Raw genomic sequence first — 25,612 nt, forward strand, 5'->3', positions numbered from 1 at the left:
GCCATGACGCGACGCCGCATCCCCGCCGTCCTCATGCGGGGCGGCACCAGCAAGGGCCTGTTCGTCCGGCTGGAGGATTTGCCCTCGGACCCGGCGGTGCGCGACCGCGTGCTGCTGCGCGCCTTTGGAAGCCCTGACCCCTACGGTCGCCAGATGGACGGCGTGGGCGGCGGCCATTCCAGCGCAAGCAAGGTCGCGGTCATCTCCCGGTCGACGCGCCCCGGCTGCGATATCGACTATCTCTTCGGTCAGGTCGCGGTTGATCGCGCCCTGATCGACTGGTCCGGAAGCTGCGGCAATCTCCTGAGTGCGACTGCATCTTTCGCCATCGACGAAGGCTTCGTCGACGTGCCGTCCGACGGCGTTGCGACCGTTAGGATCTGGCAGGTCAATCTCGGCCAGCAGATCGTGGCCCGCGTGCCGGTGCGGGCCGGCCAGACCGCCGAGACCGGTTCGTTCGAGATGGATGGGGTCGCATTTGCCGGTGCCGAAATCCTCATAGAATATCCGCCGCAGGACAACGCGGACGGTGGGCTTTTCCCCACGGGTCGAGTTCTGGACAGGGTGGAGGTGCCGGGCATCGGCCGGTTCGATGTCACGCTTCTCCAGGCTGGCATGGCGACGGCGATCGTCGAGGCCCGTGTGCTCGGACTGGCCGGAACGGAGCTGCCCGAGCACATCAACGGCGACGACGAACTGCTGGAGCGCCTGGAGATGATCCGCGCCGCCTGCGCCGTCGCCATGGGCCTGGCGAAAACACCGCAGGAGGCGACACAGACGCGACCGCACATGCCGAAACTCGCCTTCGTCTCTCCTTCCATCGACTACCGGGCATCGAACGGACAGGTCATCGGTGCTGCGTCGACCGATCTGGTGGCGCGCATCATATCGATGGGAAAGCTGCACCACGCGATCACCGGCACGGGTGCCGCCGCGATCGCTGCGGCCTTGCAGGTGCCGGGTACGGTGCCTCATCGCCTTGCGCAGACCTACAGCCCGAAAGTCAGGCTCGGCCACGCATCGGGTATCCTGACGGTCGAAGCGGACGTTTCTCAAACGGCGGGGACGTTCACCGCCGATCGGCTCGCCATGAGCCGCTCGGCACGGCGGCTGATGGAGGGATGGGTCTGCACGCCGGGCGAATTCTGGCCGCAGGATGAAAGCGGCCTTGCCGCGATTGCCCGATGATCGCTGTTTTACGGAAAACCTGATATTTTTCATGACGAAGCGAATAGAAGCCGCATAGACTGGGCCTGAGGTCATCACCGCAGGAAATGCCCATGGTCCAGCTTCGCCAACTTCGCTATGTCATTGAGGTCAACCGGCAGGGCAACCATATTTCGGCCGCCGCCGATGCGTTGAACACGTCCCAGCCCGGCATGAGCAAGCAGATCCAGGAACTGGAGCTCGAACTCGGCTTCTCGATCTTCCAGCGCAGCAGGAACCGGGTGACCGGCCTGACCGATCCCGGCCGCGAAGTCGTCGAAATCGCCCAGCGCATCCTCAACGAAGTCCAGAGCCTCAAGAACATCCGCGAGGATTACGGCGCCCAGGAAGGCGGCACGCTGACGATCGCGACCACCCATACCCATGCCCGATATATCCTGCCCCGCGTCATCAAGAGCTTCGTCCAGCGCCATCCGCATGTGCGGATAGGGCTCTTGCAGGGCAATCCGACGGAAATCTGCGAGGCGGTGGAGACCGGTAAGGCCGACATTGCCGTCGGCACGGAAACGATGCGGCCCTTTCCCCACCTGCTGCGCCTGCCCTGCTACCAGATCACCCGCAGCCTGATCGCTCCGAAGGGCCACCCCATTTTCCGGGTCAAGACCCTGACGCTGGAGGCAATCGCCAAATATCCGATGATCGCGCACGATCCGCATCGCAGCGGCCGATGGAAGATTCTCGACGCCTTCGAGAAAAAGGGCATTACGCCGACCATCCTGTTCAACGCCGTGGATGCAGATGTCGGCAAGACCTATGTCGAGATGGGCATCGGCATCGCCGTCATGGCGACCGATGCCTTTGACCCGGCTCATGACAGGGCTTTGCGCGCGCGCGATGCCAGCCATCTCTTCGAGGCGAGCACCAGCTATGTCACCCTGCGGACCGACACCTATATCCGCCGCTTCATCTTCGATTTCATCGAACTTCTGACGCCGACGCTGACGCCGGACCATGTCCGCGCGACGCTGCGGGCGCGTGAGCGCGAGCGCGCGGCGAAGTAGAGCCAATCCACCTGGTTGAGCGACAAAGCGCGCCCTCGCGCGAGGGGAGAGCGGTCTTTTGCGGCATTGATCCCAGTATTCCTGTATCGCATACTACTATCGAAAATGACGCTTTGCGCCTGCATGACCCGCTTACTAAACTCCCCAGCATAAAGGGAGGAAAGTCATGTTTTCATATCGTCAGAAGATTGCCGGACTAGCAATATCCTTACTCGCCCTGCAAAGCGTTCCGGTCTTTGCGCAGTCCGCGGAGGACTATCCGAACCAGACGGTCCGTATCATCACGCCGTTCGAGGCGGGCGGCGGCACGGACATCGTTTCGCGCGAACTGGCCAACAAGCTTCAGGGCCTCTGGAACAACAACGCGGTGATCGTCGAAAACAAGCCGGGTGCAAACGGTAATCTGGGAACGGACATCGTCGCGAAATCGAAGCCGGACGGCTACTCGCTGCTTCTGACCACCAATGCCACGATCGCCATCAATCCGCAGCTCTTCGGCGACCGCGTGAAGTATGATCCGATCAAGGACTTTACGCCGGTCTCGATGCTGTCGAGCCTGCCCTTCGTCTTCCTGGTGCCGCCGGCATCGCCGGCAAAGACCATGGAAGAGTTCCTCGAACTCGCGAAGAAAAGCCCGGGCACGCTGAGCTGCGGCTCGTCGGGCGTCGGCGGCGGTGCGCATCTGGCGCTCGAAATGCTGAAGTCGCGCGCGGGCGTCGACATCACGCACATTCCGTACAAGGGAACGGGCTCGTCGATCACCGCCCTTCTCGGCGACCATATCGACTGCCTCTTCGTCTCCATCCTCAGCGCGTCGCCCTATATCAAGCAGGGGCAGCTGCGCGCTCTGGCAGTCAGCAGTCTGGACCGCAACTCGTCCCTGCCGGACGTTCCGGCGGTCGCCGAACTGCCTGGCCTCGACGGGTTCGAATCCGATCTCTGGTATGGCCTTCTCGTTCCCACCGGCACGGACCCGAAGATCGTCCAGAAAGTCTATGAGGGCGTCAAGGCGCTCATCGATGATCCCGGCTTCCGCGGCCGCTTCGAGCCGACCGGTGCCGTGCTCGTGGGCAACAAGCCTGAAGAGTTCGCCAAGCAGGTGGCCAGCGACATCAAGAAATGGGCCACGGTCGTCAAGGAATCCGGCGTAGCCGAACAGCTCTGATCGCTGAAAACCAACCTGAACACCATCCTCTGCGCGGCCTGTGGCCGCGCAGCCAGGCCCCGCCTTTTCCAAATTCTGTTCAAGCCTTTCAATGGGAGTCGACGTGAAACAAGAACCTACCCCCCGACTTTGGCCCGGCGAGATATTCCAGGCACTCAAGCGGAGCGATGTCAAACAAGTCGCCTACGTTCCGGATGCCGGCCATATCGAGTTGATCTCGAACTGCGAGGCGGACGCCGACATGACCGCAGTCTCGCTGACGACCGAGGAAGAGGGCGTTGCCATGCTTTCCGGCGCATGGCTCGGGGGTGATCGCGGTGCGCTCATCATGCAGTCGTCCGGCGTCGGCAACTGTATCAACATGCTGAGCGTCCCGCTGCACTGCCGCATGCCGCTGCTGATGGTCGTCACCATGCGCGGCGAGTGGGGCGAGTTCAATCCCTGGCAGCTGCCGATGGGGCAGAATGCCGAGCGCGTCCTGCAGGACATGGGCGTCTACGTTCAGCGCGCGAGCCATGCCGAAGAGGTGGGACAGATCGTCTACGCCGGCGCGCAACTCGCTTTTTCTTCCAATTGCGTCGTCGCAGTGCTCCTCAGCCAGCGGCTTCTCGGCTTCAAGGACTGGAGCAAGTAACAATGACCGACACGAAAAAAGGTACGATGGATCGCCGTGAGGTGTTGAGAGCGATCGTCGCACAGCGTGGAGACGCGCTGATGGTCACGGGCCTCGGGTCGGCGACCTACGATGCCGGCACGGTCGACCACCTCAACACGTTCTGCCTGTGGGGCGGGATGGGAGCCGCCGCCATGATGGGCCTCGGCCTTGCGCTTGCCCAGCCCGATCGCCGCGTGCTGGTCATGACCGGCGACGGCGAGATGCTGATGGGCATCGGCGCCTTTGCGACGATCGGCGCGCAGCGCCCGAAGAACCTCGCCATCGCCGTCATCGACAACGAGCACTACAGTGAGACCGGCATGCAGCCGACCCATACGCGGCGCGGCGTCAGCCTGGCCGGCGTTGCGCGCGAATGCGGCTTTGCCGGTGCCGAGACGGTTTATACGGAGGCCGAGCTTAACGCGGTCGTGCCGAAGCTCTTCGGAGGCGATGGCCCGTTCTTCGCGGCCATCAAGGTGAACACGCAGCGCTATCCGATGTCGATCCGCGTGCGCGACGGCGTGCACCTGAAGGATCGCTTCCGCGAGAACCTTCTCGGAGCCGAACGCGCCTATTACTGAGCGCGAGACCGGACGCCACGGCGTCCCCAGGGCGCCCATCGACAGCGGTGGGCGCCGGCCATGCCAATCAATCGAAAGAATCGGGGGAGAAAACATGTCTCGCAAGCGGGATTGGAAAGTCGTCCTGGCAGGCGAGTGCATGATTGCCCGGCCTTTCACCGCCTATAAGGAGCCGGAATTTCTTGCAGTGCTCGATCTGCTCGCAAACTCCGACGTCACTTATGCCCATCTCGAAATGAACTTCGGCGATGCGGACGATCTGGAATGGGCCTCGCGCGGCGACTGGGTCGCCAGCTACATGATCGCGGAACCGGACCTTGCCGCGGAACTGAAGTCGGCCGGCATCGATATCCTGTCGCTCGCCCATAACCACAGCTTCGATTTCGGCCCGTCCGGCCTTCTGTCGACCGCCCGCCATTGCCGGGACGCGGGGTTCGCCTGCGCCGGCACGGGGCGCGATCTGGAGGAGGCGCGCGAGCCGGCCTTCTTCGAGACGCGAAAGGGCCGCGTGGCGCTCGTTTCGACGAGTTCGGGCAACAAGGCCTATGAATGGGCAAGCCATCCCAAGGCGCAGTTGCGCGGCCGGCCCGGCGTCAATCCCCTGCGCGTGTCGATGAAATACGAGGTCGACGGCGCCGCTGCCGCCGAACTGGAAAGGCTCGCCAGCCGGCTCGGCATCGGCAGCCGGCGCAAAAACGCCGCGGGTGCGGACGAAATCGCGTTGAATTTCCCCGGTGACCAGTCGACCCGCACATCGCCCGCCTTCGTCGCTGGCGACAAGTTCGGGGTGTTCAGCGAATGCCATCCGCGCGATCTCGAAGGCAATCTGCGATCGATCGAAGAGGCGGCGACGATGGCCGATCTCGTCATGGTCGCCCATCACTATAACGTCTCGGAGGGTCCGCGCAGCGACAATCCTCCGCGCTTCGCCCGCCAGTTCGCCCATGCCGCCATCGACGCCGGCGCGGACATCTATATCGGCCACGGCTGGCACAAGACGCTCGGCATCGAGATCCATGACGGCAAGCCGATCTTCTACGGCGTCGGCAATTTCATCGCCCAGTCGGAATTCGTCCGCCGCGTGCCCTATGACAGCTATGAGGCCTGGGATCACGATGTCGATCGCCTGACGACATTGAACGCCGCCGCCTATCCGCTCCATCCCGGCCTCGATCTTGCCCCCTGGTGGAGTTCCGCCGTGTTCGAGCTCGAATATGATGGCGATGCCCTGAAGGAGATCCGGCTGCACCCCGTTGAGATGGGGCGCCGGACGACGCCGGACGGAACGGTCATCACGCGGCAGACGGGCAAGGGCGCACATGCCCTGACGGAAGGCCGCCCCTTTATCGCCGACAAGGAAACCGGCGAGGCAGTTCTTCAACGCCTCAAATCCCTGTCCGAGCCGCTTGGCACACGGATCGACATCGAGAAGGGTGTCGGCATCATCCGGCTCTGACGGATACGCCGCATTCGATACGCCAGCAGAGGAATACTCATGGACACCATGACGACGAACAGCCACGCCCACGACCTGATCGACCTCGTGCGCCAGATATCCGTTGACACGCTGCCTCCGGCCGTCGTGGAGCAGGCCAGGATCTGCCTTCTGGAAGCGCTGGGTTGCGGTGTCTTCGGCGCCTCGCAGCCATGGTCGCGCATCCTGGCCGACGAGATGATCGCGGAAGGAACACAGGGCTTCAGCACCGTCATCGGCCGGGGACGGCTTGCGGCACCCGCCGCCGCCCTTTGCAACGGCACCGCAATCCACGGCTACGAGCTTGACGACCTGATCGCCGAATCCGTGGTGCATCCCGGCGCGGCGGTCATCCCGGCAGCCCTTGCCGCCGCCGAGGCCGTCGAGGCCAGCGGCGCCCGGCTTCTGGAAGCCATCGTCGCCGGTTACGAGGTGACGCACCGCATCGGCCTTGCGCTCGGCGCCGAACCATCCCGCCGGGGCTTCCATGTCGCCAGCCTTTCGGCGCCGGCCGGCTGCGCGATTGCCGCCGGCATCGTCATGGGCCTGACGCGCGACCAGCTTCTCTCCGCCATCGGGCTGAGCTGCTCGGCGGCGGGCGGCATCAAGAGTTTTGCCATCGGCAAGGGCGGCGGCATGGTGAAGCGGCTGCATCTCGGCCGCGCGGCCGAGGCCGGCGTGCGCGCGGCTCAGCTTGCCCGGCGCGGCTTCCTCGGCCCGCCCTTTGCCATCGACAGCCGCTTCGGCCTCGTCGAAGTGTTCGGCGGCAGCAGTGCGGATGCGGCCCGGTTGAGCGAGGGGCTGGGATCGCAATGGGCGATCTCGAAGACCTGGTTCAAGGTCTATCCGATCTGCGGATGGATCCAGTCCACCGTGCAGCTTCTTTCGGAAATGCGCGGTCCCCAGCCGCTTACATCCGCCGATATCGCCCATGTGCGCGTTGGCGTCAGCAAATATGCGGCCCAAAACAACAGCGAGCCGGCGCCAATCGACACGATGGGCGCCCAGTACAGCATTCCCTATTGCGCCGCGCTCTCCCTGATGGGCGACCCGCGAGACCCGGACATGTTTTCCGCCGCGGTGGTCAACAGGGCGGATATCCGGGAGCTGGCAGCACGCATCGAGATCGTCGTCGATCCCCGCATCGACGCCGTTTATCCCAGCCAATATGGCGCCTGCGTCTCGTTGGCGCTCGCCGACGGGCGATCGTTCGAAGGCACGGTGCTGGATTGCCACGGCACGCCGGTCGATCCCTGCACGCAGGCCGAAAGCCGCGAAAAATTCAAGCTGCTGACGCGTGGACGGCTGTACGAGGCGCAGGCCGAAACCCTTACGGAGCATGTTCGAACCCTGGCCGATCTCGCGTCGGTTCGCACGCTCATGGAAACCCTTTCATCAGCGAGTTCCCGATGACATCCGATCTCAAGGACAAGACCTGTCGCGACATCACCCTTGGGTCCGGCCGCAAATATCGCTACTTCTCCGTGCCCGCGCTGGAGGAAAACGGCATCGGCAAGGTGTCGCGCATGCCCGTTTCGCTGCGCATCGTGCTGGAATCGGTCCTGCGCAATTGCGACGGCAAGAAGGTCCTGCGCAGCCACGTCGAATCTCTCGCCAACTGGCAGCCGAACGCGCCGCGCGAGACGGAAATACCCTTCACGGTCGGGCGTATCGTGCTCAACTGCGCGGCAGGCATTCCGCTGCTTGGTGATCTGACCGCCATTCGCAGTGCGATGATGCTTCGTGGTTATCCGGCGGAAATCGTCGGCCCCAAGGTGCCGGTCGATATGGCGCTCGATCATACGCTGACGGTCGATTACAACGCCCGGCCGGACGCGCTGACGCTCAACACCGCACTCGACATCCGCCGCAATGCCGAGCGCTACCGTTTCGTCAAATGGGCCATGCAGGCCTATGGCGGCGTGCGGCTCTTCCCGCCGGGCGCCGGCATCCTGCACCAGCTCAATCTCGAACTTCTGGCCCCCGGTTATCTCGAAAAGGATGGCATCTGTTTTCCTGACACGCTCGTCGGGACGGATTCCCACACCTGCATGATCGCGGGCCTCGGCACCGTCGGCTGGGGCGTCGGCGGCATCGAGGCGCAGGCCGCCGTGCTCGGGCAACCGCTCTTCTTCCTCACGCCCGATGTGGTGGGCGTGCACGTTTCCAACAGGCTGCGCGAGGGGGTGACCGCCACCGATCTCGTCCTGCATGTTACCGAAATGATGCGCAAGGCGAAGGTCGTCGGAAAATTCGTCGAGTTCTTCGGCGAGGGCGTTGCGACGCTGAGCGTGCCCGACCGCGCCACCATCGCCAACATGGCCGTCGAATATGGCGCGACCATCGGATATTTCCCCGTCGACGAGCAGACCTGTTCCTACCTTCGCCAGACGGGGCGCACGGAGGAGACCGTAAAGGCCGTCGAAAAGCTCTATCGTGCACAAGGATTCTTCGGTGCGCCGAAATCCGGCGACATCGATTATTCCGGAGTGATCGAGCTCGACCTCTCGATCGTCGTGCCCAACCTTGCCGGCCCGAAGCGGCCGCAGGACCGCATCCCGCTCGACGGATTGAAGGAACGTTTCGCCGAGGTGCTCGCGGCGCCGGTCGCACAAGGCGGCTACGGAAAGACGCCGGTAGCTTCCGCCGATGTGGACCAGACCGCGCGAAAGGTGCGCGACGGTGACGTGGTTATCGCGGCCATCACCTCCTGCACCAACACGTCCAATCCGGGTGTCATGCTGACGGCGGGCCTGGTCGCCCGCAACGCCGTCGCGCTCGGCCTTCGCACCAAGCCCTGGGTGAAGGCGTCGCTGACGCCGGGCTCGATGGTGGTCAGCCGCTATCTCGAAGCGACCGGCCTTCAGGAGGCGCTCGACACGCTCGGCTTCGCCGTCGCCGGCTACAGTTGCGCCACCTGCGTCGGCGCCTCCGGGCCGATCGATCCCGAGTTGGAAGAACAGATTGCCGTGCGCGACGTCGTCGCCTGTGCCGTGCTATCGGGAAACCGCAATTTCGAGGCGCGTATCCACCCGGCCGTGCGCGCTTCCTTCCTTGCAAGCCCGCCCCTCGTGGTGGCGTTCGCGCTGACGGGGCGAATGGATATCGACCTGCTGAACGAGCCGCTGGGCATCGGAACGAATGGCAAACCCGTTTATCTCAGCGATATCTGGCCATCCTCCGAAGAGCTCGCGGAAGCCCAGGCGATTGCAGCCAATCCGGAATTCTACCGCGAGACCTATGCGGGCGACATTGCCGCGCGCGATCCGAACTGGAAGACCATTCCGCAGACGACGGGCAAGCTTTATGCATGGGACGAACAATCGACCTACCTGAAGGAGCCTCCCTTCCTGGCGCCCGAGTTCCTGGTCTCGGTCCTGACGCCGATCATCGGCGCAAGGGCGCTGGCGATCCTGGGGGATTCGGTCACCACCGATCACATCAGCCCGATCGGCAACATCAAGGCGAGTTCTCCGGCCGGAACCTATCTCGGCAGCCTCGGCGTCGCGCCGCTCGATTTCAACAATTTCGGTGCGCGGCGGATGAACCATGAGGTGATGGTGCGCGGCGGGTTCGGCAACCAGCGGCTCAGCAACCGTATGGTTCCCGGCGTGGAGGGCGGCGTGACCGCACACCAGCCGGGTGGCGAGACGATGAGCATCTACGACGCCTCGCTTCTCTACAAGGCCGACAACGTTCCGCTGATCGTAGTGGCCGGCCAGGAATATGGCACCGGCAGCGCGCGGGACTGGGCGGCAAAGGCCACGCGGCTTCTGGGTGTGCGTGCCATCGTGGCCGAAAGCTTCGAACGTATCCACCGCAGCAACCTCGTCGGCATGGGCGTGCTTCCGTGCCAGCTCGCCGGGGGAGCCCGGACCGCGGACCTCGACCTCGATGGCTCGGAACGCTTCGATATCCTCGGTCTCGGCGATGACGTCGAGCTCGGCCAGTCCCTGACGCTCGTCATTCACCGGGCCGATGGAACGAGCACGCAAGTGCCCCTGATCCTGCGCCTCGATACGCCTGTCGAGGTGGAATATGCGCGCAGCGGCGGGGTCATGCCCTACATCCTCAGCGAACTGACGACCGAGGCGAAGCGCATGCGCGCAGCCTCCTGAAGGCCCGACCTCAAACCAACTGCCTCATGAAAGGACATGTACATGGACCAGGAAACCTACGACAAGGGTCTCGCCATCCGCCGCGCAACGCTCGGGGACGCCTATGTGGACAAGGCGCTCGCCCAGGCCGATGACTTCACGCAGGACCTGCAGCAGCTCGTCACGACCTATTGCTGGGGCGAAGTCTGGGGCCGCGAGGGACTGGACCGCAAGACCCGCTCGATCATCAACCTTGCAATGATCAGCGCGCTCAACCGTCCCCATGAGCTTGCAGCGCATGTCCGTGGCGCCATCAACAACGGCCTGACCCGGGACGAGATCAAGGAGGTCTTTCTTCAGGTCGGCATCTATTGCGGCGTGCCCGCGATGGTCGACAGCTTCCGGATTGGCCGCGAGGTGCTGAAGGAACTGGATTCCAAGTAGCGTCCGAGGTATTGCGCGTCGCGGGCCTTTTCCAATCGGTTCCGCGGCGCGTTTGATTTTCTAAAGAATTCCGCACATCTCAAGGAGTGGTGCAATTCCATCGTTGAAAGCCTGGAAAAGGCTGAGCACGACCACCCTGGCCTTCGCGCTCGCAGCGCTCGCGGGCTTTTCGGGTGCGGCCTATCATATTCCGCTGGCCTGGATGCTGGGGCCGCTGCTCGTGGCGGCCTGCCTTTCGGCTACCGGGTTCGATCTGCGACCCAACGAGAATGTGCGCAAATTCGGCCAGCTCACGATCGGAACCGCCGTCGGCCTGACGATGACGGCAAGCGTTCTGGCGGAACTCGGCGGCTGGCTGCCGCTCATGGTGCTCAGCGCGCTTGTTTCCGTAATGATGTCCTGCGTGGCGGGGGTCATTCTTGCGCGCCAGGCGCGGCTCGACCAGAAAACGGCTTTCTTTGCCAGCCTGCCGGGCGGTCTTGCGGAGATGGGGAACATCGGCGTGCAGATGGGTGCTCAGGCCGAGCCGATCGCCATCGTCCACACATTGCGCGTCACGATCGTCGCCCTCACCATCCCGTCGATCCTGCTCGCATTCGGGACGCCCGATTTCGCGGTGGCGCCCGGCACCCGGATCGTCGATCCATACTGGACGGTGGGCCTGATCGTCGGAGGGGCAGCCTTTGCCTATTTTCTCGGGCGCATCCGGCTCAACAACCCCTATATGATCGGAGCGATCCTGTTCACGGCGATCTTTGCCTCCAGGGGCCTCGTTGCCGGCAAGATGTATCACCCGCTCTTTGCCGTCGCCCAGTTGATGATCGGTTTTGCCGTCGGTTGCCGCTTTCGCCGCGATATCCTGGCGAAGCTCCCGCGGGTAGCGTTCTTCAGCGTCATCTCGATTTTTGGGTTGGGCACCGTGATGGTCGGTTTCGCCCTGCTTCTGTCCCTTACGACGGGATTGACCTATCCGGCCGCCATTCTGGCGACCTCGCCGGGCGGCCTGTCTGAAATGACGGTCACGGCTGAAATCCTGCATCTTGCCGTTCCGACTGTCGTCGGGTTCCAGGTGGTGCGCGGCATCCTCGTCAACAGCCTGGCCTCGCACTATTACGCGCTGCTGACCCGGTATGGCGTGCTCGACCTCCTGCAAAGGGTTTTTGGGTCGCCCGATCCGGGCTGAGGAAAGCGGTGTCGGTCAGCGGAATTGATGAGCATAGGAGTGTGGAATCGCATGAAGATCTTGGTCCCTATCAAGCGGGTCGTTGATTACAACGTCAAAATTCGCGTGAAGGCGGATGGCTCGGGTGTCGAGCTTTCGAATGTGAAGATGTCGATGAACCCGTTCGACGAGATTTCTGTCGAGGAAGCGCTGCGGCTGAAGGAAGCCGGCAAGGCGTCGGAAGTGGTCGTCGTGTCGATCGGTCCGGCGAAGGCCGAAGAGACGCTGCGCACCGCACTCGCCATGGGCGCCGACCGCGCCGTGCTGGTCGAGACGGAGGATGCCGTCGAGCCGCTCGCCGTGGCCAAGATCCTCAAGGGCGTCGCGGAAGCCGAACAGCCCGGCCTGATCATCGTCGGCAAGCAGGCGATCGACGACGACAGCAACCAGACAGGCCAGATGCTTTCGGCGCTGCTCGGCTGGGCACAGGCGACGTTTGCCTCCAAGGTCGAGATCGGTGAGGGTTCCGCCCAGGTCACCCGCGAAGTCGACGGCGGTTTGCAGACCATCGAAGTGAAGCTCCCGGCCGTGGTCACGACGGACTTGCGCCTCAACGAGCCGCGTTATGCCTCGCTGCCGAACATCATGAAGGCGAAGAAGAAGCCGCTCGACAAGAAGACGCCGTCCGACTTCGGCGTCGACACGAGCCCGCGGCTGAAGGTGCTGAAGACCGAGGAACCGTCCGGCCGCAAGGCAGGCGTCAAGGTCAAGTCGGTCGCGGAACTCGTCGACAAGCTCAAGAACGAAGCCGGCGTGCTGTAAGGCAGGAAAGGGAGAACATTACCATGGCCATTCTTCTTCTGGCAGATCACGACAACGCCCACCTTTCCGACCAGACGGCAAAGGCGCTGACGGCGGCATCGAAGATCGGTTCCGACGTGCATGTGCTCGTCGCCGGTGCCGGTGCCAAGGCAGCCGCCGAACAGGCGGCAAAGCTCTCCGGCGTTTCGAAGGTTCTCGTCGCCGAGGATCAGACCCTTGCCAACAATCTGGCGGAACCGCTTGCGGCCCTCATCGTGTCGCTTGCCGGCAATTACGAGGCCATCGTCTCGGCCGCGACCTCCGTCGGCAAGAACGTTCTGCCGCGCGTGGCAGCACTTCTCGATGTCGCCCAGGTCTCCGAAATCATCGAGGTCGTCTCTGCCGATACGTTCAAGCGTCCGATCTATGCGGGCAATGCGATCCAGACGGTTCAGTCCACCGATGCGAAGAAGGTGATCACGGTGCGCACGGCATCCTTCGCCGCAGCAGCCGAAGGCGGCAGTGCTGCCATCGAGAGCGTCTCGGCGGCTGCGAACCCCGGTCTCTCGACCCACGTCAAGGATGCGCTGTCCTCGTCGGATCGTCCGGAGCTGACCTCGGCTAAGATCATCATCTCGGGCGGCCGTGCGCTTGGCTCTTCGGAGAAGTTCCAGGAGGTGATCCTTCCGGTTGCCGACAAGCTCGGTGCGGCGGTTGGCGCTTCCCGTGCTGCGGTCGATGCCGGCTATGCGCCGAACGACTGGCAGGTCGGGCAGACGGGCAAGGTGGTCGCGCCGCAGCTCTACATCGCCTGCGGCATCTCGGGTGCCATCCAGCACCTCGCCGGGATGAAGGACAGCAAGGTGATCGTGGCGATCAACAAGGACGAGGAGGCGCCGATCTTCCAGGTCGCCGACTATGGGCTTGTGGCGGATATTTTCGAGGCGCTGCCGGAGTTGCAGAAGGCGCTCTGAACGCCGCCCCTAATCCGTGGCGAAGACCGTGCTGGCATCGCTGACGATCGACACATGGGCATAGGCGGCTTTTCCGGCTGCCTCGCCGTCTCCCCGCAGGATCGCGGTGACGATATCCTGGTGTTCGCTGTAGGATTTGGAAAGGCGGCCGGGGAGGCGGAACTGTGCGCGGCGGAACGGGGAGAGGCGCGCGCGGGTCTGCGTGACCAGTTCGAAGACATGGTCATTGTGCGCGCCGTTGTAGAGCCTTGTGTGGAACTCGACATTGTAGGCGGCATAGTCCTCTTCGGCGCCGTCCTGTACCAGCCGCATGGAGGCGTGGTGCGACAGTTCCAGCGCGCGCCGCTCGGCCACCGTCATGCGCCCGGCGGCGAGGCGCGCGCAGACGCCTTCCAGTTCCGCCATCGCCTCGAACATCGAGGATAGATAGCCTCCCGATACATTGGTGACGACGGCGCTGCGGTTCGGCTGGCGTTCCACCAGTCCCATGGCGCCAAGCTCCCGCAGGGCCTCGCGCACGGGGGTGCGCGACACTTGAAAGCGCGCCGCCAGCGAAAACTCGTCCAGTTTCTCGCCGGGCTGCATCGTGCCGGTCACGATCATGTCGCCGATCGCCTTCACCATCTGTTCGACGGTGGTTCCGGCCCGCACGACCTGTCTCTGCCTTTTCTCTGCCACGCGCGAATCTTTCCTCAATCTGCATACAGATGCATTCCCGTTGAGTGGCTGTCAAATATGGCAATTAACCATCTGAAGAGAAAACAGATTATTTCAAATGAGTTTGGAGATTGTCTGTGAAAGTTGGAGAAGTGGCGATTAAATTTTAGCCATTTAACTGCATCCGTCTGAAAAATCATCACGCGCGTCGCAAAACTGCATGCACTTTTCGCAGTGCTGAATCTGCTCCCAAAATAAATCTATCTTAAACAATGGCTTATGAATCTGGCATAGGCGTTGCATTGCTTTCTTGCATTGCCAGACCTGGCTTCCATTCCTCGCAAGGAGCATTCCGATGACCAAACTCCTTCCTTTCTCCCGCCGCGATTTTCTCAGGACCTCTGCCATGGGCGCCGCCGTCGTCGGCCTTGCGCCGTCCGGGCTGTTCTCTCCCGCCATGGCGCAGGCGGCACTTACGGTCGGCTTCATCTATGTCGGCCCCAAGGATGATTATGGCTACAACCAGGCCCATGCCGAAGGCGCCGCCATGCTCAAGACAGTGGAAGGCGTCACCGTCGTCGAGGAGGAAAACGTGCCCGAAACGGTCGACGTCCAGAAGACGATGGAATCGATGATCAACCTCGATGGCGCCGGGCTGCTGTTTCCCACCTCCTTCGGCTATTTTGACCCCCACATGCTGGACATGGCGAAGAAATATCCCGACGCCCAGTTCCGCCATTGCGGCGGCCTGTGGAAGGAAGGCACGCATCCGGCCAATACCGGTTCCTATTTCGGCTATATCGGCCAGGGCCAGTACCTGAACGGCATCGCGGCCGGCTACGCATCGAAGAGCAAGAAGATCGGCTTCGTCGCCGCCAAGCCGATCCCGCAGGTGCTGCAGAACATCAACTCCTTCCTGCTCGGCGCGCGCTCGGTCGATCCGGCCATCACCTGCCAGGTGATCTTCACCGGCGAATGGTCGCTTGCCGTGAAGGAGGCCGAGGCGACGAATGCGCTGATCGACCAGGGCGCCGACGTCATCACCTGCCATGTCGACAGCCCCAAAGTCGTGGTGGAGACCGCGGCCGGTCGCGGCGCCTTCATCTGCGGCTATCACGCCAACCAGAGCCCGCTCGCACCGGAAAAATACCTGACCGGCGCGGAATGGGCCTGGGGCAACGTCTATACCGACTTCGTCAAGAAGGCGCAGGCCGGCGAGAAGCTCGGCAACTTCGTGCGCGGCGGCCTGAAGGACGGCTTCGTCAAGATGAGCCCGCTCGGTCCGGGCGTCTCCGAGGAAGCGCGCAAGACGTTCGACGCCACGCTCGCCGAGATGATGGGCGGCAGCTTCTCGGTCTTCAAGGCCGGCATCAAGGACAACAAGGGCAATGTGGTGGTCGCCGAGGGCCAGGCCTTCGCGGAGGACGCGATCGAGCTCGAAAGCATGGACTATCTCGTCGAAGGCGTCGTCGGATCGACATCGTAACCCGGGCGGAGGCGACGTCATGACGATCGAAGCCAACATGCCCATCACACCGCTCTCGGAGCGGGCCGGACAGATCCGGCCCCTTCTGGAATGGCTTGCGCGGCGCGCGGAGCCGCTGGCGATCGCGCTCTTTGCGATCCTCGTCGGCCTCGCGCTCTTCTCGCTGTTCATCGCCGTGCTCGGCAAGTCGCCGGTGCAGCTGTTCCAGCTGATGTATGCCGGCGGCTTCGGCAGCTGGTTTTCGGTGCAGAACTCGCTGAGCCGGGCCGCCCCCCTTCTTCTGACGGCACTCTGCGTCGCGCTGCCGGCGCGGCTCGGCCTCGTGGTCATCGGCGCGGAGGGGGCGGTGGTGCTGGGCGGGGTCGCGGGGGCGGCGATTGCGCTCCCGATGATCGGCACGGCGCCGCCCTTCGTCGTCTGGGTGGCGATGGGGCTGGCCGGCATGGCAGTCGGAGCGGTTTGGATCGGCCTTTCCGGCTTCCTGCGCCACTATCGCGGCGTCAACGAGACGATCGCCTCACTGCTGCTCGCCTATATCGCCATCGCGCTGATGAACCACCTGATCGAAGGGGTGCTGCGCGATCCGGCAAGCCTCAACAAGCCGTCCACCACGCCCTTGCCGGCGGAATACATGCTCGGCAACATTCCGGGCATGGACGTGCACTGGGGCCTCGTCATCGGCGTTGTCGCCTGCATCGTCTCCTATATCCTCATCGAAGCGACGAGTTTCGGGTTTGCGGCACGCATTGCCGGCGGCAATGTCCGGGCGGCGCAGATCCAGGGCCTGCCGGTCGGGCGGCTGATCGTCGGCTTCACGGCGATCGCCGGCTCCTTCGCCGGGCTTGCCGGCATGATCGAGGTGACGGCGGTGCAGGGCAGCGCCAATGCGTCGCTGGCCGCAGGCTACGGCTATACCGGCATCCTCGTCGCCTTCCTCGCACGACACAATCCGCTGGCGATCATTCCCGTCGCCATCCTGCTCGGCGGCATCGATGCCTCGGGGGGCCTCATCCAGCGGCGCATGGGCCTGCCGGATGCGACGGTGCTGGTGCTCCAGGGCACGCTCTTCGTCGTCATCCTGTTTTGCGAAACGCTCTACGGGCGCTTCCGCCTGTTCAACCCGGATCTCTGGAAAAGGAGCGCGTGATGGAGGATATCGGTCTCTGGGGCGTTCCGCTCGCCATCCTTGCCGGCGCCATCCGCGTCTCGACGCCCTTCATCTTCGTCTCGCTTGGCGAGGCGATCACCGAGCGCTCCGGCCGCATCAATCTCGGGCTCGAAGGCACGCTCGTCTTCGGCGCGATGACGGCCTACGGCGTCGCCGTGATGACGCTGTCGCCCTGGCTCGGCGTGCTCGCTGCCATGGCCGCGGGTGCGGTCTTCGGTCTCGTCCACGGCTGGATCTGCAAGTTCCCGAAGGTCAACGACATCGCGATCGGTATCGCGATGATGCAGTTCGGCCTTGGGCTCGCCTTCTTCCTCGGCAAGCCCTTCATCCAGCCTTCGGCGCCGAAACTGCCGTCGATCCCCTTCGGCGGCTGGTCGGATATTCCGCAGGTGCAGGCCGCCCTCAACATCAACGTGCTGTTCCTCATCGGCGCAGCACTGGCCGTCTTCCTCTGGTGGGCGTTTCGCAACACGCGGATCGGCCTCATCCTGCGCGTCGTCGGCGACAGTTCGGATGCCGCGCGTGCCATGGGCCTCAACCCGGATACGGTGCGCCTGCTGGCCACCGCCGTCGGCGGGGCGCTGGCGGCCATCGGCGGTGCCTATCTGTCGCTGTTCTATCCGGGCTCGTGGAACGAGGGCATTTCCTCCGGACAGGGCCTGATGGCCGTGGCGCTCGTCATCTTCGCGCGCTGGAACCCGATCGGCTGCTTCCTCGCCGCCATGCTTTTTGGCGGGGCAGGGGCGCTTGGGCCGGCGTTGCAATCGGTCGGCGTCACGCAGGGCTATTACCTGTTCTACGCAGCGCCCTATGTGCTGACGCTCGCAATCCTCATCGCCACGTCCTCGCCGACACGCTCGCTCGCCGGTGCCCCCGGCGCACTCTCGATCACCAAATAGGAGCGACCCCATGAACAGCCTCGCCCCCATGCCCGCCGACACCGAGACGCTGTCCTTCGTCGAAGGCGATCCCTATCCCTGGCCCTACAATGGCAAGCTCCGGCCCGACAACACCGCCCTCATCATCATCGACATGCAGACCGACTTCTGCGGCAAGGGCGGTTATGTCGATCACATGGGTTATGATCTCTCGCTGGTGCAGGCGCCGATCGCGCCGATCAAGGCCGTGCTGGCGGCCATGCGCGCCAAGGGCTACCATATCATCCACACCCGCGAGGGCCACCGGCCGGACCTTGCGGATCTGCCCGCCAACAAGCGCTGGCGCTCGCGGCGCATCCATGCCGGCATCGGCGATGCGGGGCCGTGCGGGCGCATCCTCGTGCGCGGCGAGCCCGGCTGGGACATCATCCCGGAGCTCTACCCGCTGGAGGGCGAGGTCATCATCGACAAGCCCGGCAAGGGTTCGTTCTGCGCCACCGATCTCGAACTCATCCTCAACCAGAAGCGCATCGAAAACATCATCCTGACGGGCATCACCACGGACGTCTGCGTCTCCACCACCATGCGCGAGGCGAACGACCGTGGGTTCGAATGCCTTCTTCTCGAAGATTGCTGCGGCGCGACCGACCATGGCAACCACCTCGCCGCCATTAAGATGGTGAAGATGCAGGGCGGCGTCTTCGGCTCCGTCTCCAATTCGAAAACATTGGTGGAGCAGCTGCCATGACCATGCTTGTCGGCAATATCCCCCCGTTCAAGACCGTGCCCGCCGTCGGCATCGAGACGGTGGGCATGACGATGCGCTTCGGCGCCTTCACGGCGCTGGACAATGTCTCGATCAAGGTGCCGGCCGGTACGTTCCATGCTTTGCTTGGAGAAAACGGCGCTGGAAAATCCACCCTCGTCAAATGCATCATGGGCTTCTACCACCAGACCGCCGGCCAGTTGCAGGTGGACGACCGCGAGGTGGCGGTCGCCTCGCCGCGCGATGCGGCGGCGTTCGGGCTCGGCATGGTCTACCAGCATTTCACGCTGGTTCCGTCGCTGACGGGGGCCGAAAACCTCGTCATCAACCGCACCGACGTTCCGGCCGTCATCAACTGGGCGAAGGAAAGGCAGGCGCTTGCCGCCTTCATGGAGACGATGCCCTTCACCATCCCGCTCGACCGGCCGGTCAGCGAGCTTGCGGCGGGCGAAAAGCAGAAGCTGGAGATCGTCAAGCAGCTCTATCTCGGCCGTCGTTTCCTCGTGCTCGACGAGCCGACCTCCGTGCTGACCCCCGCCGAGGCCGACGAGATGCTCGGCCTCGTGCGTGGCATGACGGAGCGCGGCGAACTGACCGTGCTGATGATCAGCCACAAGTTCCATGAGGTCACGAAATTCGCCGACGCCGTCTCCGTGCTCCGGCGCGGCAAGCTGACGGGCACGGGCCTCGTCTCGGACCTTTCGACCGCGGACATGGCGGCGATGATGATCGGCGACGTGAAGCTCGCCGAACTCGACACGCGCCTGCCGGTCAGCGACGGCGCCAGGGCCGTCCTCTCCGTCAGCAAGGTTAGGGCGCCGGACCGCACGGGCCTCAAGATGATCGATATCGAGAACCTCGTCGTTCGCTCCGGCGAGATCGTCGGCATTGCCGGCATTTCCGGCAACGGGCAGAAGGAACTGGCAGAAGTGCTCGCCGGCCAGCGGGCGGCGGAGACGGGCGAGGTGACCGTCAAGGGTCGGGCCTATGGCGCGACGCGGCCGGAGACGCGGGCGAACAACGTACGCTTCATTCCGGAGGAGCCGCTGGCGAATGCCTGCGCGCCGCGCATGACGGTGACGGAGAACCTCGCCTTCCGCACCTTCGACGTCGCAAAGGGCGGCAAGGAGGCGATCTGGCTCGACGGGCGCGGCATGAAGAAGCGGGCCTCGTCGCTGATCGACGATTTCAAGGTGAAGACGGCCTCGCCTGCCTCGCCGATCGCCGCCTTGTCCGGCGGCAACGTGCAGCGTGCGGTGCTTGCCCGCGAACTCACGGGAGATGTCGACCTGCTGATCGTCTCCAACCCCTGTTTCGGGCTCGATTTCTCGGCTGTCGCGGAGATTCGCGCGCGTATCATGAAGGCGCGCAATGCCGGGGCGGCGGTGCTGCTGATGTCGGAGGATCTCGATGAGCTGATGGAAATGTCGGACCGCATCATGGTGATGTCGGAAGGCAAGCTCGTCTACGAGACGCCGGCGCGCGAGGCCGACATTTCCATCATCGGCGCGCATATGGCGGGGCATCATTGATGGTGGAGATCAGGGCAGAGCCATTCGCCTTTCCGCTGAAGAAGGACGCCGTGGCGCTCGTTGTCATCGACATGCAGCGCGATTTTGCGGAGGAGGGCGGTTTTGGTGCGAGCCTCGGCAACGACGTCTCGCGAGTCACCGCGATCGTACCCGATGTCAAACGGCTGATCGCCGGGTTCCGCGCTGCCGGCCTGCCGGTCATCCATACGATGGAATGCCACCGGCCGGACCTTTCCGACCTGCCGCCCGCCAAGCGCGACCGCGGCGCGCCGACGCTCAGGATCGGCGATGAAGGCCCGATGGGCCGAATCCTGATTGCCGGCGAGCCGGGCACCGCCATCCTGCCGGAGCTTGCGCCGATCGCCGGCGAAGTGGTGATCGAGAAGCCGGGCAAGGGCGCCTTCTACGCGACGCCGCTCGGCAATATCCTCGCGGAAAAGGGCATTGCCCAACTCGTCTTCGCCGGCGTGACGACGGAGGTCTGCGTACAGACCACCATGCGCGAGGCGAACGACCGGGGTTATGAATGCCTGCTCGTCGAGGAGGCGACCGAGAGCTACTTTCCGGAATTCAAGGCCGCAGCCATCGCGATGATCCGCGCGCAGGGCGCGATCGTCGGCTGGACGGCGAAACTCGACGACGTGTTGGAGGGCATTGCGGATGCCTGAGACGACCCGCGAAAACCTTATCTCCGGCGGCTGGAAGGACCTTGAATTCGGTCCCTTCCGCGATGGCGTGACGATCCACTGGATCAAGCCCTTCGAGAACGACCAGCCGGGGGTGGCTCTGCTGAAATACGAGGCCGGCGCGGGCGTGCCGCGCCACCGGCATGAGGGGTTGGAGACGATCCTCGTGCTGACCGGAACCCAATCGGACGAAGCTGGCGACTATGGCGCCGGGTCCTATATCGTCAATGCCATCGGCACGGAACATTCGATCTGGAGCGACACGGGATGCGTGGTGCTGATCCAGTGGGATCGGCCGGTGACAATATTGGAAACGGAGTAGAGCATGAGCATGGACCAACCCTTCGATATAGCCTCGCTGCACGAAGCCTATGCGGCCGGTCTTGCTGTCGATGTCGTGATCGACCAGGCCTATGCGCGGATCACCGCCGCGGACGACCCCGGAATTTTCCTGCATCTCGCCGAAATCGACACCGTGAAAGCCGCAGCCGCCGCACTTGGCCCGTTCGATCCCGTTGCAAAACCGCTCTGGGGCGTCCCCTTCGCCGTCAAGGACAATATCGATGTGGCCGGCATGCCGACCACTGCAGCCTGCCCGGACTATGCCTATATGCCGGAAACGGACGCGACCATCGTGCGCCTGCTGAAAGCGGCCGGCGCGCTCGCTATCGGCAAGACCAATCTCGACCAGTTCGCAACCGGCCTCGTCGGCGTGCGTACGCCCTTTCCGGTGCCACGCAACGCCATCGATCCGACGTTGGTGCCGGGCGGCTCCAGCTCCGGCTCGGCGGTCGCCACGGCACGCGGCATCGTCTCCTTCGCGCTCGGCACGGATACCGCCGGTTCGGGCCGCATTCCGGCAGGCCTCAACAATATCGTCGGCCTGAAGCCCACGGTCGGCGCGCTTTCCACCAGCGGGGTCATCCCCGCCTGCCGCACGCTCGACTGCGTCTCGATCTTCGCGCTCACGGTTGCTGATGCTTGGCGTGTCTTCTCAGTGGCGGCGCAGGCGGACGCGACCGATTCCTATTCTAGGACGATCCCGGCAATCGGTTACGGCGCCACCCCGCCGGTGCTGAAGATCGGCGTTCCGGCGCTGGCCGACCGGCAGTTCTTCGGCGACGACGCGATGGCGGCGGCCTATACAGAGGCGTTGTCCGCGCTGTCGGCCATGGGCCACCAGCTCGTAGAGCTGCCCTTCGCCGAATTCTACGCCACCGCGAACCTGCTCTATGAAGGCGCCTGGGTCGCAGAGCGTTATGCGGCGATCCAGCCCTTCTTCGACGCGCACGAGGAGAGCCTTCATCCTGTGACACGCAAGATCTATGGCGGCGCCAAATCGCTTTCCGCCGCCGATGCCTTCAAGGGCTTCTATGCCCTGCAGGCGCTGAAGAAAAAGGTGGAGGCACTGATCGCCTCGGTCGACCTGCTGTGCGTCCCGACAGCGCCGCGGCATTTCACGCTGGCCGAACTGGCGGCCGAGCCAATCCGCGAAAATTCCCGCCTCGGCACTTACACGAATTTCGTCAACCTGCTCGACCTCTGCGGCATGGCCGTGCCGACCGGCAAGCGCACGGACGGACTGCCGGCCAGCGTCACGCTGCTCGGGCCGGCCGGCAAGGATGGCCTCGTCGCTTCCCTGGCGCGTGATCTTCACGAACGCAGCGGGCTGGCGCTCGGCGCCACCGCATGGGCGCTTCCGAAAGCCGAGCTCGCCCTGTCCACCTCTCCGGAGGACCGGATCGAGCTCGTCGTGGTCGGCGCCCATCTCTCCGGCATGCCGCTCAACGGAGAGCTCAAGGCACTCGGAGCCCATTTCCTGCGGGAAACCCGCACGACCGCAGCATACCGCCTCTTCTCGCTTGCCGGCACGGTACCCCCGAAGCCAGGATTGCTGCGCGTCTCGGACGCGCCCGGCGGCTCCATCGAGGTGGAGGTCTGGAGCCTGTCACCCGACGCCTTCGGCCGCTTCGTCGCCGCAATTCCCGCCCCGCTCGGAATCGGCACGCTGGCCTTGGAGGACGGCAGCTCGGCAAAAGGCTTCGTCGTCGAAGCTTCCGCCGTCACCGATGCCCTCGACATCACGGCCCACCGCGGCTGGCGCAGCTACTTGCAAGGCGCAACTACCTGAGAATCTCCAAACGCCGCAGCGCGCGTGGCGGCGTAAGATGGTTGAGCTAGCGACGCAATTCCGCTTCAAGCCGGCGTCAACGGCAGGTCCTCATGACTGGACACCTTGCAGGCGGCGGTAGAGATCCCGGAAGGCGGCATAGCCTCGGTCATAGGTTTCGCGGTTGCTCGGGGTTGGGTTGAACACGGTGTCCCTGGTGGTGAAGGCGGCGATGCCACTCCATTCTGCGGCGCGAAGGCCGACGGCGGCGACCCATGCTGCTCCGAGGCAGGAGCCGGGATGTCCGGTAAGGCGTTGCAGCGGCTGGCCGAGAACGTCGGAGACGATGCCCATCCAGACGGAGGATTTCGCTCCGCCATCCGAGACAAGAAAACGACTGGTCCGATGCCCGACCTCGTTGAAGGTTTCGATATGGTGGCGGATTGCATAGGCATAGGATTCCAGCACCGCGCGCCAGATGTGGCCGAGGTCGTGCGACAGTGTCAGCCCGTTCAGCGAACCCCGTGCCCAGGGATCGTGCAGCGGGGTCTTTTCTCCCAGCAGATAGGGCAGGAAGGTCAGGCCCAAAGCCCCTGCTGGGCGGTCGGCGGCCATCGCATCCAGCGCGGCATGGCGCGAGCCGTTCAGGGGTTCGATTGCGCCCGCAAACGTGTCGACAAACCAGTTCAGCACGGACCCGCCGGTCGACATGCAGCCGTTCGGCATCCAGAGACCGGGGACCAGATGGTAATCGAGAAAGAGGCGTGGATCGGGACGGAGCACGTCGGTCGCAGTCAGGATGTCCACGGCGCCACCGAATTTGAGAAGCACGTCGCCATTGCTCACGACGCCCGCCCCGAGGCAGGACGCAATCATGTCGGCCGCGCCGCCAACCACCGGCGTGCCTTCTGCAAGCCCCGTCTCGCGCGCACATGCTACGGTGACCCGGCCGAGAATTGCCGAGGACTTGATCAGCGGCGGGAGCAGGTGCTTGGGGATTCCGGTTCTTTCTGCCTGGGCGAGGTCGATCGCACCATTTGCAAGATTGATGATCCCCGCCTCAAGCGCCCAGTTCTGTTCCACCGCCGCTTTGCCGGTCAGCCGGAAATTGATGTAGTCGTAGGAGCCGAGCAACGTCTTTGCCCGCGCCAGCACCTCCGGCTCATGCCGTGCGAGCCAGCGGATCTTGGCGCCGACAAGCTGTTGGTTCACCCCGCAGCCGGCCGCCGCGAGAAAGGTTGTCTCGTCGATTTCGCGTCGGATATCCTCGACCTCGGCTCCGGCACGGGCATCGCTTTGCTGAATGGACCGGCGCAGCGGATGCCCTGCATCGTCCAGCAGCACTGTTGCGGGGAGCATTCCCGCCACGCCGATTCCTGCTATGCGCGTGGCCTCGATGCCCGATTGGGCCAGCAGATCCGGGATGATCGCGCAGCAGTTTTGCCACCACTGCTCCGGTTCCTCTTCGGCCCATCCGGGTTTCTCGGAATAGAGTGTCACCGGCCGCGACGCGAGCGACAGGATATGGCCTGCGGTATCGACAAGGATGCCGATGGTCGAGGTGGTGCCGATGTCGAGGCCGAGAAAGACGGTCATTCCAGGGTTCGTTCCGGCAGGTGCGAGGGATCGGCGACGAGCAAACGTACGCCTGCCGAAGCCAGCACGGTGGCCAGCTCCGGCGGCGGCGGCGCATCGGTGATCAGCGTCGAGATTTCAGAAAGCGTGGCGATGAGAACTGTCGAGATCCGGCGGAACTTGCTGCTGTCCATCAGCAGGACGCGCTCGGCCGAGCGCTGAAGGAAGACGGACTTTACTGCTGCCTCCTCAGGTGAATAATCGAAAACGCCTTCGGCCGTCATGCCCGAGGCGCCGAGCAGCACGACGTCGAAATAATAGCGGGAGAACCCGTCCACTGCCTCCTTGCCGGTCAGCGACATCTCCTCGGCGCGGATCAGGCCGCCGCTCATGTAGGTGGCGATGCCTGCCCGCGCCATGGTCATGCCGACATGCAGGCTGTTGGAGAAGGCGCGCAGTTGCGGGTCGGGGCCGGCCTTTACGATGGCATTTGCGGCAGCCAGAACCGTCGTTCCGAGGTCGAAGGCGATCGCTTTGCGCCCGGCGACATGACGGGCAGCCGCCTGCGCGATGCGGGCCTTGCGCTCGGCGTTCTGGCGCGTGCGGGCCTCGAAAGCCGGCTCGGCATCGTCGATCACCTCAAGCGGCCCGCGTTTCAGCCCCACCGCCCCGCCGTGAACACGTTCGAGCAATCCGTCGCGCTCCAGCTCCGCCAGGTCGCGGCGCACGGTCATGTCCGAAATCCCAAACTCCTGCGCGATATCCGTGACCGAGATCGATCCACCTTCGTTCAGCCTTTCCAGAATACGGGCCAGGCGCACGCGTGCCGGCGCTCGTGTGCGGTCTCGCGCGGACGAAGGGGAGGTGGCGATCTTTTGTTCGGGCTGCGTCATCTGTGTGCCTGTCTCAAGGTCTGGCGGGGCGTTTTGTTTCCCAGCGGGTAGCACATCTGGCAGGCGTCCTCCCAGAATTTCCGGCGTTCAGTGTGGGAAGTCGGCGCGTATCGAACATAATAAAACACATTTTCTGGCCGTTTCGAACATAATAAAACATTTTTGTTGCGAACTGAAAAGATTTTTGTTTGGTTATGTTCAAATGGATATCGACAGGCAGGCCGGACTGACCGAATGCCGGAAAACGGATCCCTTTCCCCTGCAATCATAGCCGCCCGTG

General features: G+C 64.0%; 23 protein-coding genes. 20 read left to right on the top strand and 3 right to left on the bottom strand.

Going from position 1 to position 25,612, the window contains the following annotated elements:
* Positions 1-3 precede the first annotated feature (3 nt).
* The 12 genes from prpF (at position 4) to AC1RWL_RS01675 (ending at position 13,581) form a co-directional block, all read left to right on the top strand.
* Complete coding sequence (gene prpF / locus AC1RWL_RS01620; protein WP_493093547.1) at positions 4-1,188, top strand: 2-methylaconitate cis-trans isomerase PrpF; 1,185 nt, start codon at positions 4-6, stop codon at positions 1,186-1,188.
* Between the two features lie 92 nt (positions 1,189-1,280).
* The gene (locus AC1RWL_RS01625; RefSeq protein ID WP_435269234.1) at positions 1,281-2,228 is read left to right on the top strand and encodes a LysR substrate-binding domain-containing protein; all 948 of its coding nucleotides are present in this window, start codon (positions 1,281-1,283) and stop codon (positions 2,226-2,228) included.
* 166 nt (positions 2,229-2,394) lie between these two features.
* Entirely contained in the window at positions 2,395-3,393 is a 999-nt protein-coding gene (locus AC1RWL_RS01630; protein ID WP_493093546.1) for a Bug family tripartite tricarboxylate transporter substrate binding protein, read from the top strand.
* Positions 3,394-3,484: 91 nt separating this feature from the next.
* Positions 3,485-4,027 carry a phosphonopyruvate decarboxylase gene (locus AC1RWL_RS01635; protein ID WP_493093545.1) on the top strand — a complete coding sequence of 181 codons (543 nt, stop codon included), beginning with the start codon at positions 3,485-3,487 and terminating at the stop codon, positions 4,025-4,027.
* Between the two features lie 2 nt (positions 4,028-4,029).
* The gene (locus AC1RWL_RS01640; protein ID WP_493093544.1) at positions 4,030-4,629 is read left to right on the top strand and encodes a thiamine pyrophosphate-dependent enzyme; all 600 of its coding nucleotides are present in this window, start codon (positions 4,030-4,032) and stop codon (positions 4,627-4,629) included.
* A gap of 94 nt (positions 4,630-4,723) precedes the next feature.
* Positions 4,724-6,085 (top strand): CapA family protein, encoded by a 1,362-nt coding sequence (locus AC1RWL_RS01645; RefSeq protein ID WP_493093543.1) that lies wholly within the window; start codon positions 4,724-4,726, stop codon positions 6,083-6,085.
* A gap of 39 nt (positions 6,086-6,124) precedes the next feature.
* Positions 6,125-7,516, top strand: a complete 1,392-nt coding sequence (locus AC1RWL_RS01650) for an MmgE/PrpD family protein (RefSeq protein WP_493093542.1) — start codon at positions 6,125-6,127, stop codon at positions 7,514-7,516.
* The gene (acnA, locus tag AC1RWL_RS01655) at positions 7,513-10,221 is read left to right on the top strand and encodes an aconitate hydratase AcnA (RefSeq protein ID WP_493093541.1); all 2,709 of its coding nucleotides are present in this window, start codon (positions 7,513-7,515) and stop codon (positions 10,219-10,221) included. The genes AC1RWL_RS01650 and acnA overlap by 4 nt, the downstream gene beginning before the upstream one ends.
* Before the next feature lie 42 nt (positions 10,222-10,263).
* Positions 10,264-10,644 (top strand): 4-carboxymuconolactone decarboxylase, encoded by a 381-nt coding sequence (gene pcaC, locus AC1RWL_RS01660; protein ID WP_100674842.1) that lies wholly within the window; start codon positions 10,264-10,266, stop codon positions 10,642-10,644.
* 103 nt (positions 10,645-10,747) lie between these two features.
* A complete protein-coding gene (locus tag AC1RWL_RS01665; RefSeq protein ID WP_493093540.1) occupies positions 10,748-11,827 on the top strand; it encodes an AbrB family transcriptional regulator in 1,080 nt (359 codons plus the stop codon).
* A 51-nt stretch (positions 11,828-11,878) separates the two neighbouring features.
* Positions 11,879-12,628: an electron transfer flavoprotein subunit beta/FixA family protein gene (locus tag AC1RWL_RS01670; RefSeq protein WP_493093539.1), complete on the top strand. Its 750-nt coding sequence runs from the start codon at positions 11,879-11,881 to the stop codon at positions 12,626-12,628.
* Positions 12,629-12,651: 23 nt separating this feature from the next.
* Entirely contained in the window at positions 12,652-13,581 is a 930-nt protein-coding gene (locus AC1RWL_RS01675; RefSeq protein ID WP_493093538.1) for an electron transfer flavoprotein subunit alpha/FixB family protein, read from the top strand.
* A 9-nt stretch (positions 13,582-13,590) separates the two neighbouring features.
* Here AC1RWL_RS01675 and AC1RWL_RS01680 read toward each other — a convergent pair whose 3' ends face one another.
* Entirely contained in the window at positions 13,591-14,205 is a 615-nt protein-coding gene (locus AC1RWL_RS01680; RefSeq protein WP_493093856.1) for a GntR family transcriptional regulator, read from the bottom strand.
* A gap of 388 nt (positions 14,206-14,593) precedes the next feature.
* On the opposite strand from AC1RWL_RS01680, the gene AC1RWL_RS01685 reads away from it, so the two are divergent.
* Genes AC1RWL_RS01685 through atzF form a run of 8 tightly spaced genes read left to right on the top strand, consistent with a single transcriptional unit; the run spans position 14,594 to position 22,885 of the window.
* Complete coding sequence (locus tag AC1RWL_RS01685; RefSeq protein ID WP_493093537.1) at positions 14,594-15,724, top strand: BMP family ABC transporter substrate-binding protein; 1,131 nt, start codon at positions 14,594-14,596, stop codon at positions 15,722-15,724.
* 19 nt (positions 15,725-15,743) lie between these two features.
* Positions 15,744-16,871: an ABC transporter permease gene (locus AC1RWL_RS01690; protein ID WP_493093536.1), complete on the top strand. Its 1,128-nt coding sequence runs from the start codon at positions 15,744-15,746 to the stop codon at positions 16,869-16,871.
* A complete protein-coding gene (locus tag AC1RWL_RS01695) occupies positions 16,871-17,791 on the top strand; it encodes an ABC transporter permease (RefSeq protein WP_439617891.1) in 921 nt (306 codons plus the stop codon). Before AC1RWL_RS01690 ends, AC1RWL_RS01695 begins: the two co-directional genes overlap by 1 nt.
* 28 nt (positions 17,792-17,819) lie before the next feature.
* The gene (gene biuH, locus AC1RWL_RS01700) at positions 17,820-18,518 is read left to right on the top strand and encodes a biuret amidohydrolase (RefSeq protein ID WP_493093855.1); all 699 of its coding nucleotides are present in this window, start codon (positions 17,820-17,822) and stop codon (positions 18,516-18,518) included.
* Between the two features lie 2 nt (positions 18,519-18,520).
* The gene (locus AC1RWL_RS01705) at positions 18,521-20,068 is read left to right on the top strand and encodes an ABC transporter ATP-binding protein (RefSeq protein ID WP_493093854.1); all 1,548 of its coding nucleotides are present in this window, start codon (positions 18,521-18,523) and stop codon (positions 20,066-20,068) included.
* A complete protein-coding gene (locus tag AC1RWL_RS01710; protein WP_493093535.1) occupies positions 20,068-20,736 on the top strand; it encodes a cysteine hydrolase family protein in 669 nt (222 codons plus the stop codon). The genes AC1RWL_RS01705 and AC1RWL_RS01710 overlap by 1 nt, the downstream gene beginning before the upstream one ends.
* Complete coding sequence (locus tag AC1RWL_RS01715; RefSeq protein WP_493093534.1) at positions 20,729-21,076, top strand: cupin domain-containing protein; 348 nt, start codon at positions 20,729-20,731, stop codon at positions 21,074-21,076. Before AC1RWL_RS01710 ends, AC1RWL_RS01715 begins: the two co-directional genes overlap by 8 nt.
* A 3-nt stretch (positions 21,077-21,079) precedes the next feature.
* Positions 21,080-22,885 (top strand): allophanate hydrolase, encoded by a 1,806-nt coding sequence (atzF, locus tag AC1RWL_RS01720; protein ID WP_493093533.1) that lies wholly within the window; start codon positions 21,080-21,082, stop codon positions 22,883-22,885.
* 90 nt (positions 22,886-22,975) lie between these two features.
* Here atzF and AC1RWL_RS01725 read toward each other — a convergent pair whose 3' ends face one another.
* The gene (locus tag AC1RWL_RS01725; RefSeq protein ID WP_493093532.1) at positions 22,976-24,460 is read right to left on the bottom strand and encodes an FGGY-family carbohydrate kinase; all 1,485 of its coding nucleotides are present in this window, start codon (positions 24,458-24,460) and stop codon (positions 22,976-22,978) included.
* Positions 24,457-25,332, bottom strand: coding sequence for a DeoR/GlpR family DNA-binding transcription regulator (locus tag AC1RWL_RS01730; RefSeq protein ID WP_493093531.1), 876 nt, complete (start codon positions 25,330-25,332; stop codon positions 24,457-24,459). Before AC1RWL_RS01730 ends, AC1RWL_RS01725 begins: the two co-directional genes overlap by 4 nt.
* Positions 25,333-25,612 lie beyond the last annotated feature (280 nt).

Source organism: Shinella sp. GW821-FHT10F02, from assembly GCF_058809275.1.

What these genes read in the sequence shown, in the direction of transcription:
- AC1RWL_RS01680 (WP_493093856.1), bottom strand. Translation starts at nt 14,205, where the DNA reads ATGGTGAAGGCGATCGGCGACATGATCGTGACCGGCACGATGCAGCCC.
- AC1RWL_RS01625 (WP_435269234.1), top strand. Translation starts at nt 1,281, where the DNA reads ATGGTCCAGCTTCGCCAACTTCGCTATGTCATTGAGGTCAACCGGCAG.
- AC1RWL_RS01710 (WP_493093535.1), top strand. Translation starts at nt 20,068, where the DNA reads ATGGTGGAGATCAGGGCAGAGCCATTCGCCTTTCCGCTGAAGAAGGAC.
- biuH (WP_493093855.1), top strand. Translation starts at nt 17,820, where the DNA reads ATGCCCGCCGACACCGAGACGCTGTCCTTCGTCGAAGGCGATCCCTAT.
- AC1RWL_RS01645 (WP_493093543.1), top strand. Translation starts at nt 4,724, where the DNA reads ATGTCTCGCAAGCGGGATTGGAAAGTCGTCCTGGCAGGCGAGTGCATG.
- AC1RWL_RS01690 (WP_493093536.1), top strand. Translation starts at nt 15,744, where the DNA reads ATGACGATCGAAGCCAACATGCCCATCACACCGCTCTCGGAGCGGGCC.
- AC1RWL_RS01730 (WP_493093531.1), bottom strand. Translation starts at nt 25,332, where the DNA reads ATGACGCAGCCCGAACAAAAGATCGCCACCTCCCCTTCGTCCGCGCGA.
- pcaC (WP_100674842.1), top strand. Translation starts at nt 10,264, where the DNA reads ATGGACCAGGAAACCTACGACAAGGGTCTCGCCATCCGCCGCGCAACG.
- acnA (WP_493093541.1), top strand. Translation starts at nt 7,513, where the DNA reads ATGACATCCGATCTCAAGGACAAGACCTGTCGCGACATCACCCTTGGG.
- AC1RWL_RS01705 (WP_493093854.1), top strand. Translation starts at nt 18,521, where the DNA reads ATGCTTGTCGGCAATATCCCCCCGTTCAAGACCGTGCCCGCCGTCGGC.
- AC1RWL_RS01670 (WP_493093539.1), top strand. Translation starts at nt 11,879, where the DNA reads ATGAAGATCTTGGTCCCTATCAAGCGGGTCGTTGATTACAACGTCAAA.
- atzF (WP_493093533.1), top strand. Translation starts at nt 21,080, where the DNA reads ATGAGCATGGACCAACCCTTCGATATAGCCTCGCTGCACGAAGCCTAT.
- AC1RWL_RS01715 (WP_493093534.1), top strand. Translation starts at nt 20,729, where the DNA reads ATGCCTGAGACGACCCGCGAAAACCTTATCTCCGGCGGCTGGAAGGAC.
- AC1RWL_RS01650 (WP_493093542.1), top strand. Translation starts at nt 6,125, where the DNA reads ATGGACACCATGACGACGAACAGCCACGCCCACGACCTGATCGACCTC.
- AC1RWL_RS01685 (WP_493093537.1), top strand. Translation starts at nt 14,594, where the DNA reads ATGACCAAACTCCTTCCTTTCTCCCGCCGCGATTTTCTCAGGACCTCT.
- AC1RWL_RS01725 (WP_493093532.1), bottom strand. Translation starts at nt 24,460, where the DNA reads ATGACCGTCTTTCTCGGCCTCGACATCGGCACCACCTCGACCATCGGC.
- AC1RWL_RS01630 (WP_493093546.1), top strand. Translation starts at nt 2,395, where the DNA reads ATGTTTTCATATCGTCAGAAGATTGCCGGACTAGCAATATCCTTACTC.
- prpF (WP_493093547.1), top strand. Translation starts at nt 4, where the DNA reads ATGACGCGACGCCGCATCCCCGCCGTCCTCATGCGGGGCGGCACCAGC.
- AC1RWL_RS01695 (WP_439617891.1), top strand. Translation starts at nt 16,871, where the DNA reads ATGGAGGATATCGGTCTCTGGGGCGTTCCGCTCGCCATCCTTGCCGGC.
- AC1RWL_RS01675 (WP_493093538.1), top strand. Translation starts at nt 12,652, where the DNA reads ATGGCCATTCTTCTTCTGGCAGATCACGACAACGCCCACCTTTCCGAC.
- AC1RWL_RS01635 (WP_493093545.1), top strand. Translation starts at nt 3,485, where the DNA reads ATGGGAGTCGACGTGAAACAAGAACCTACCCCCCGACTTTGGCCCGGC.
- AC1RWL_RS01640 (WP_493093544.1), top strand. Translation starts at nt 4,030, where the DNA reads ATGACCGACACGAAAAAAGGTACGATGGATCGCCGTGAGGTGTTGAGA.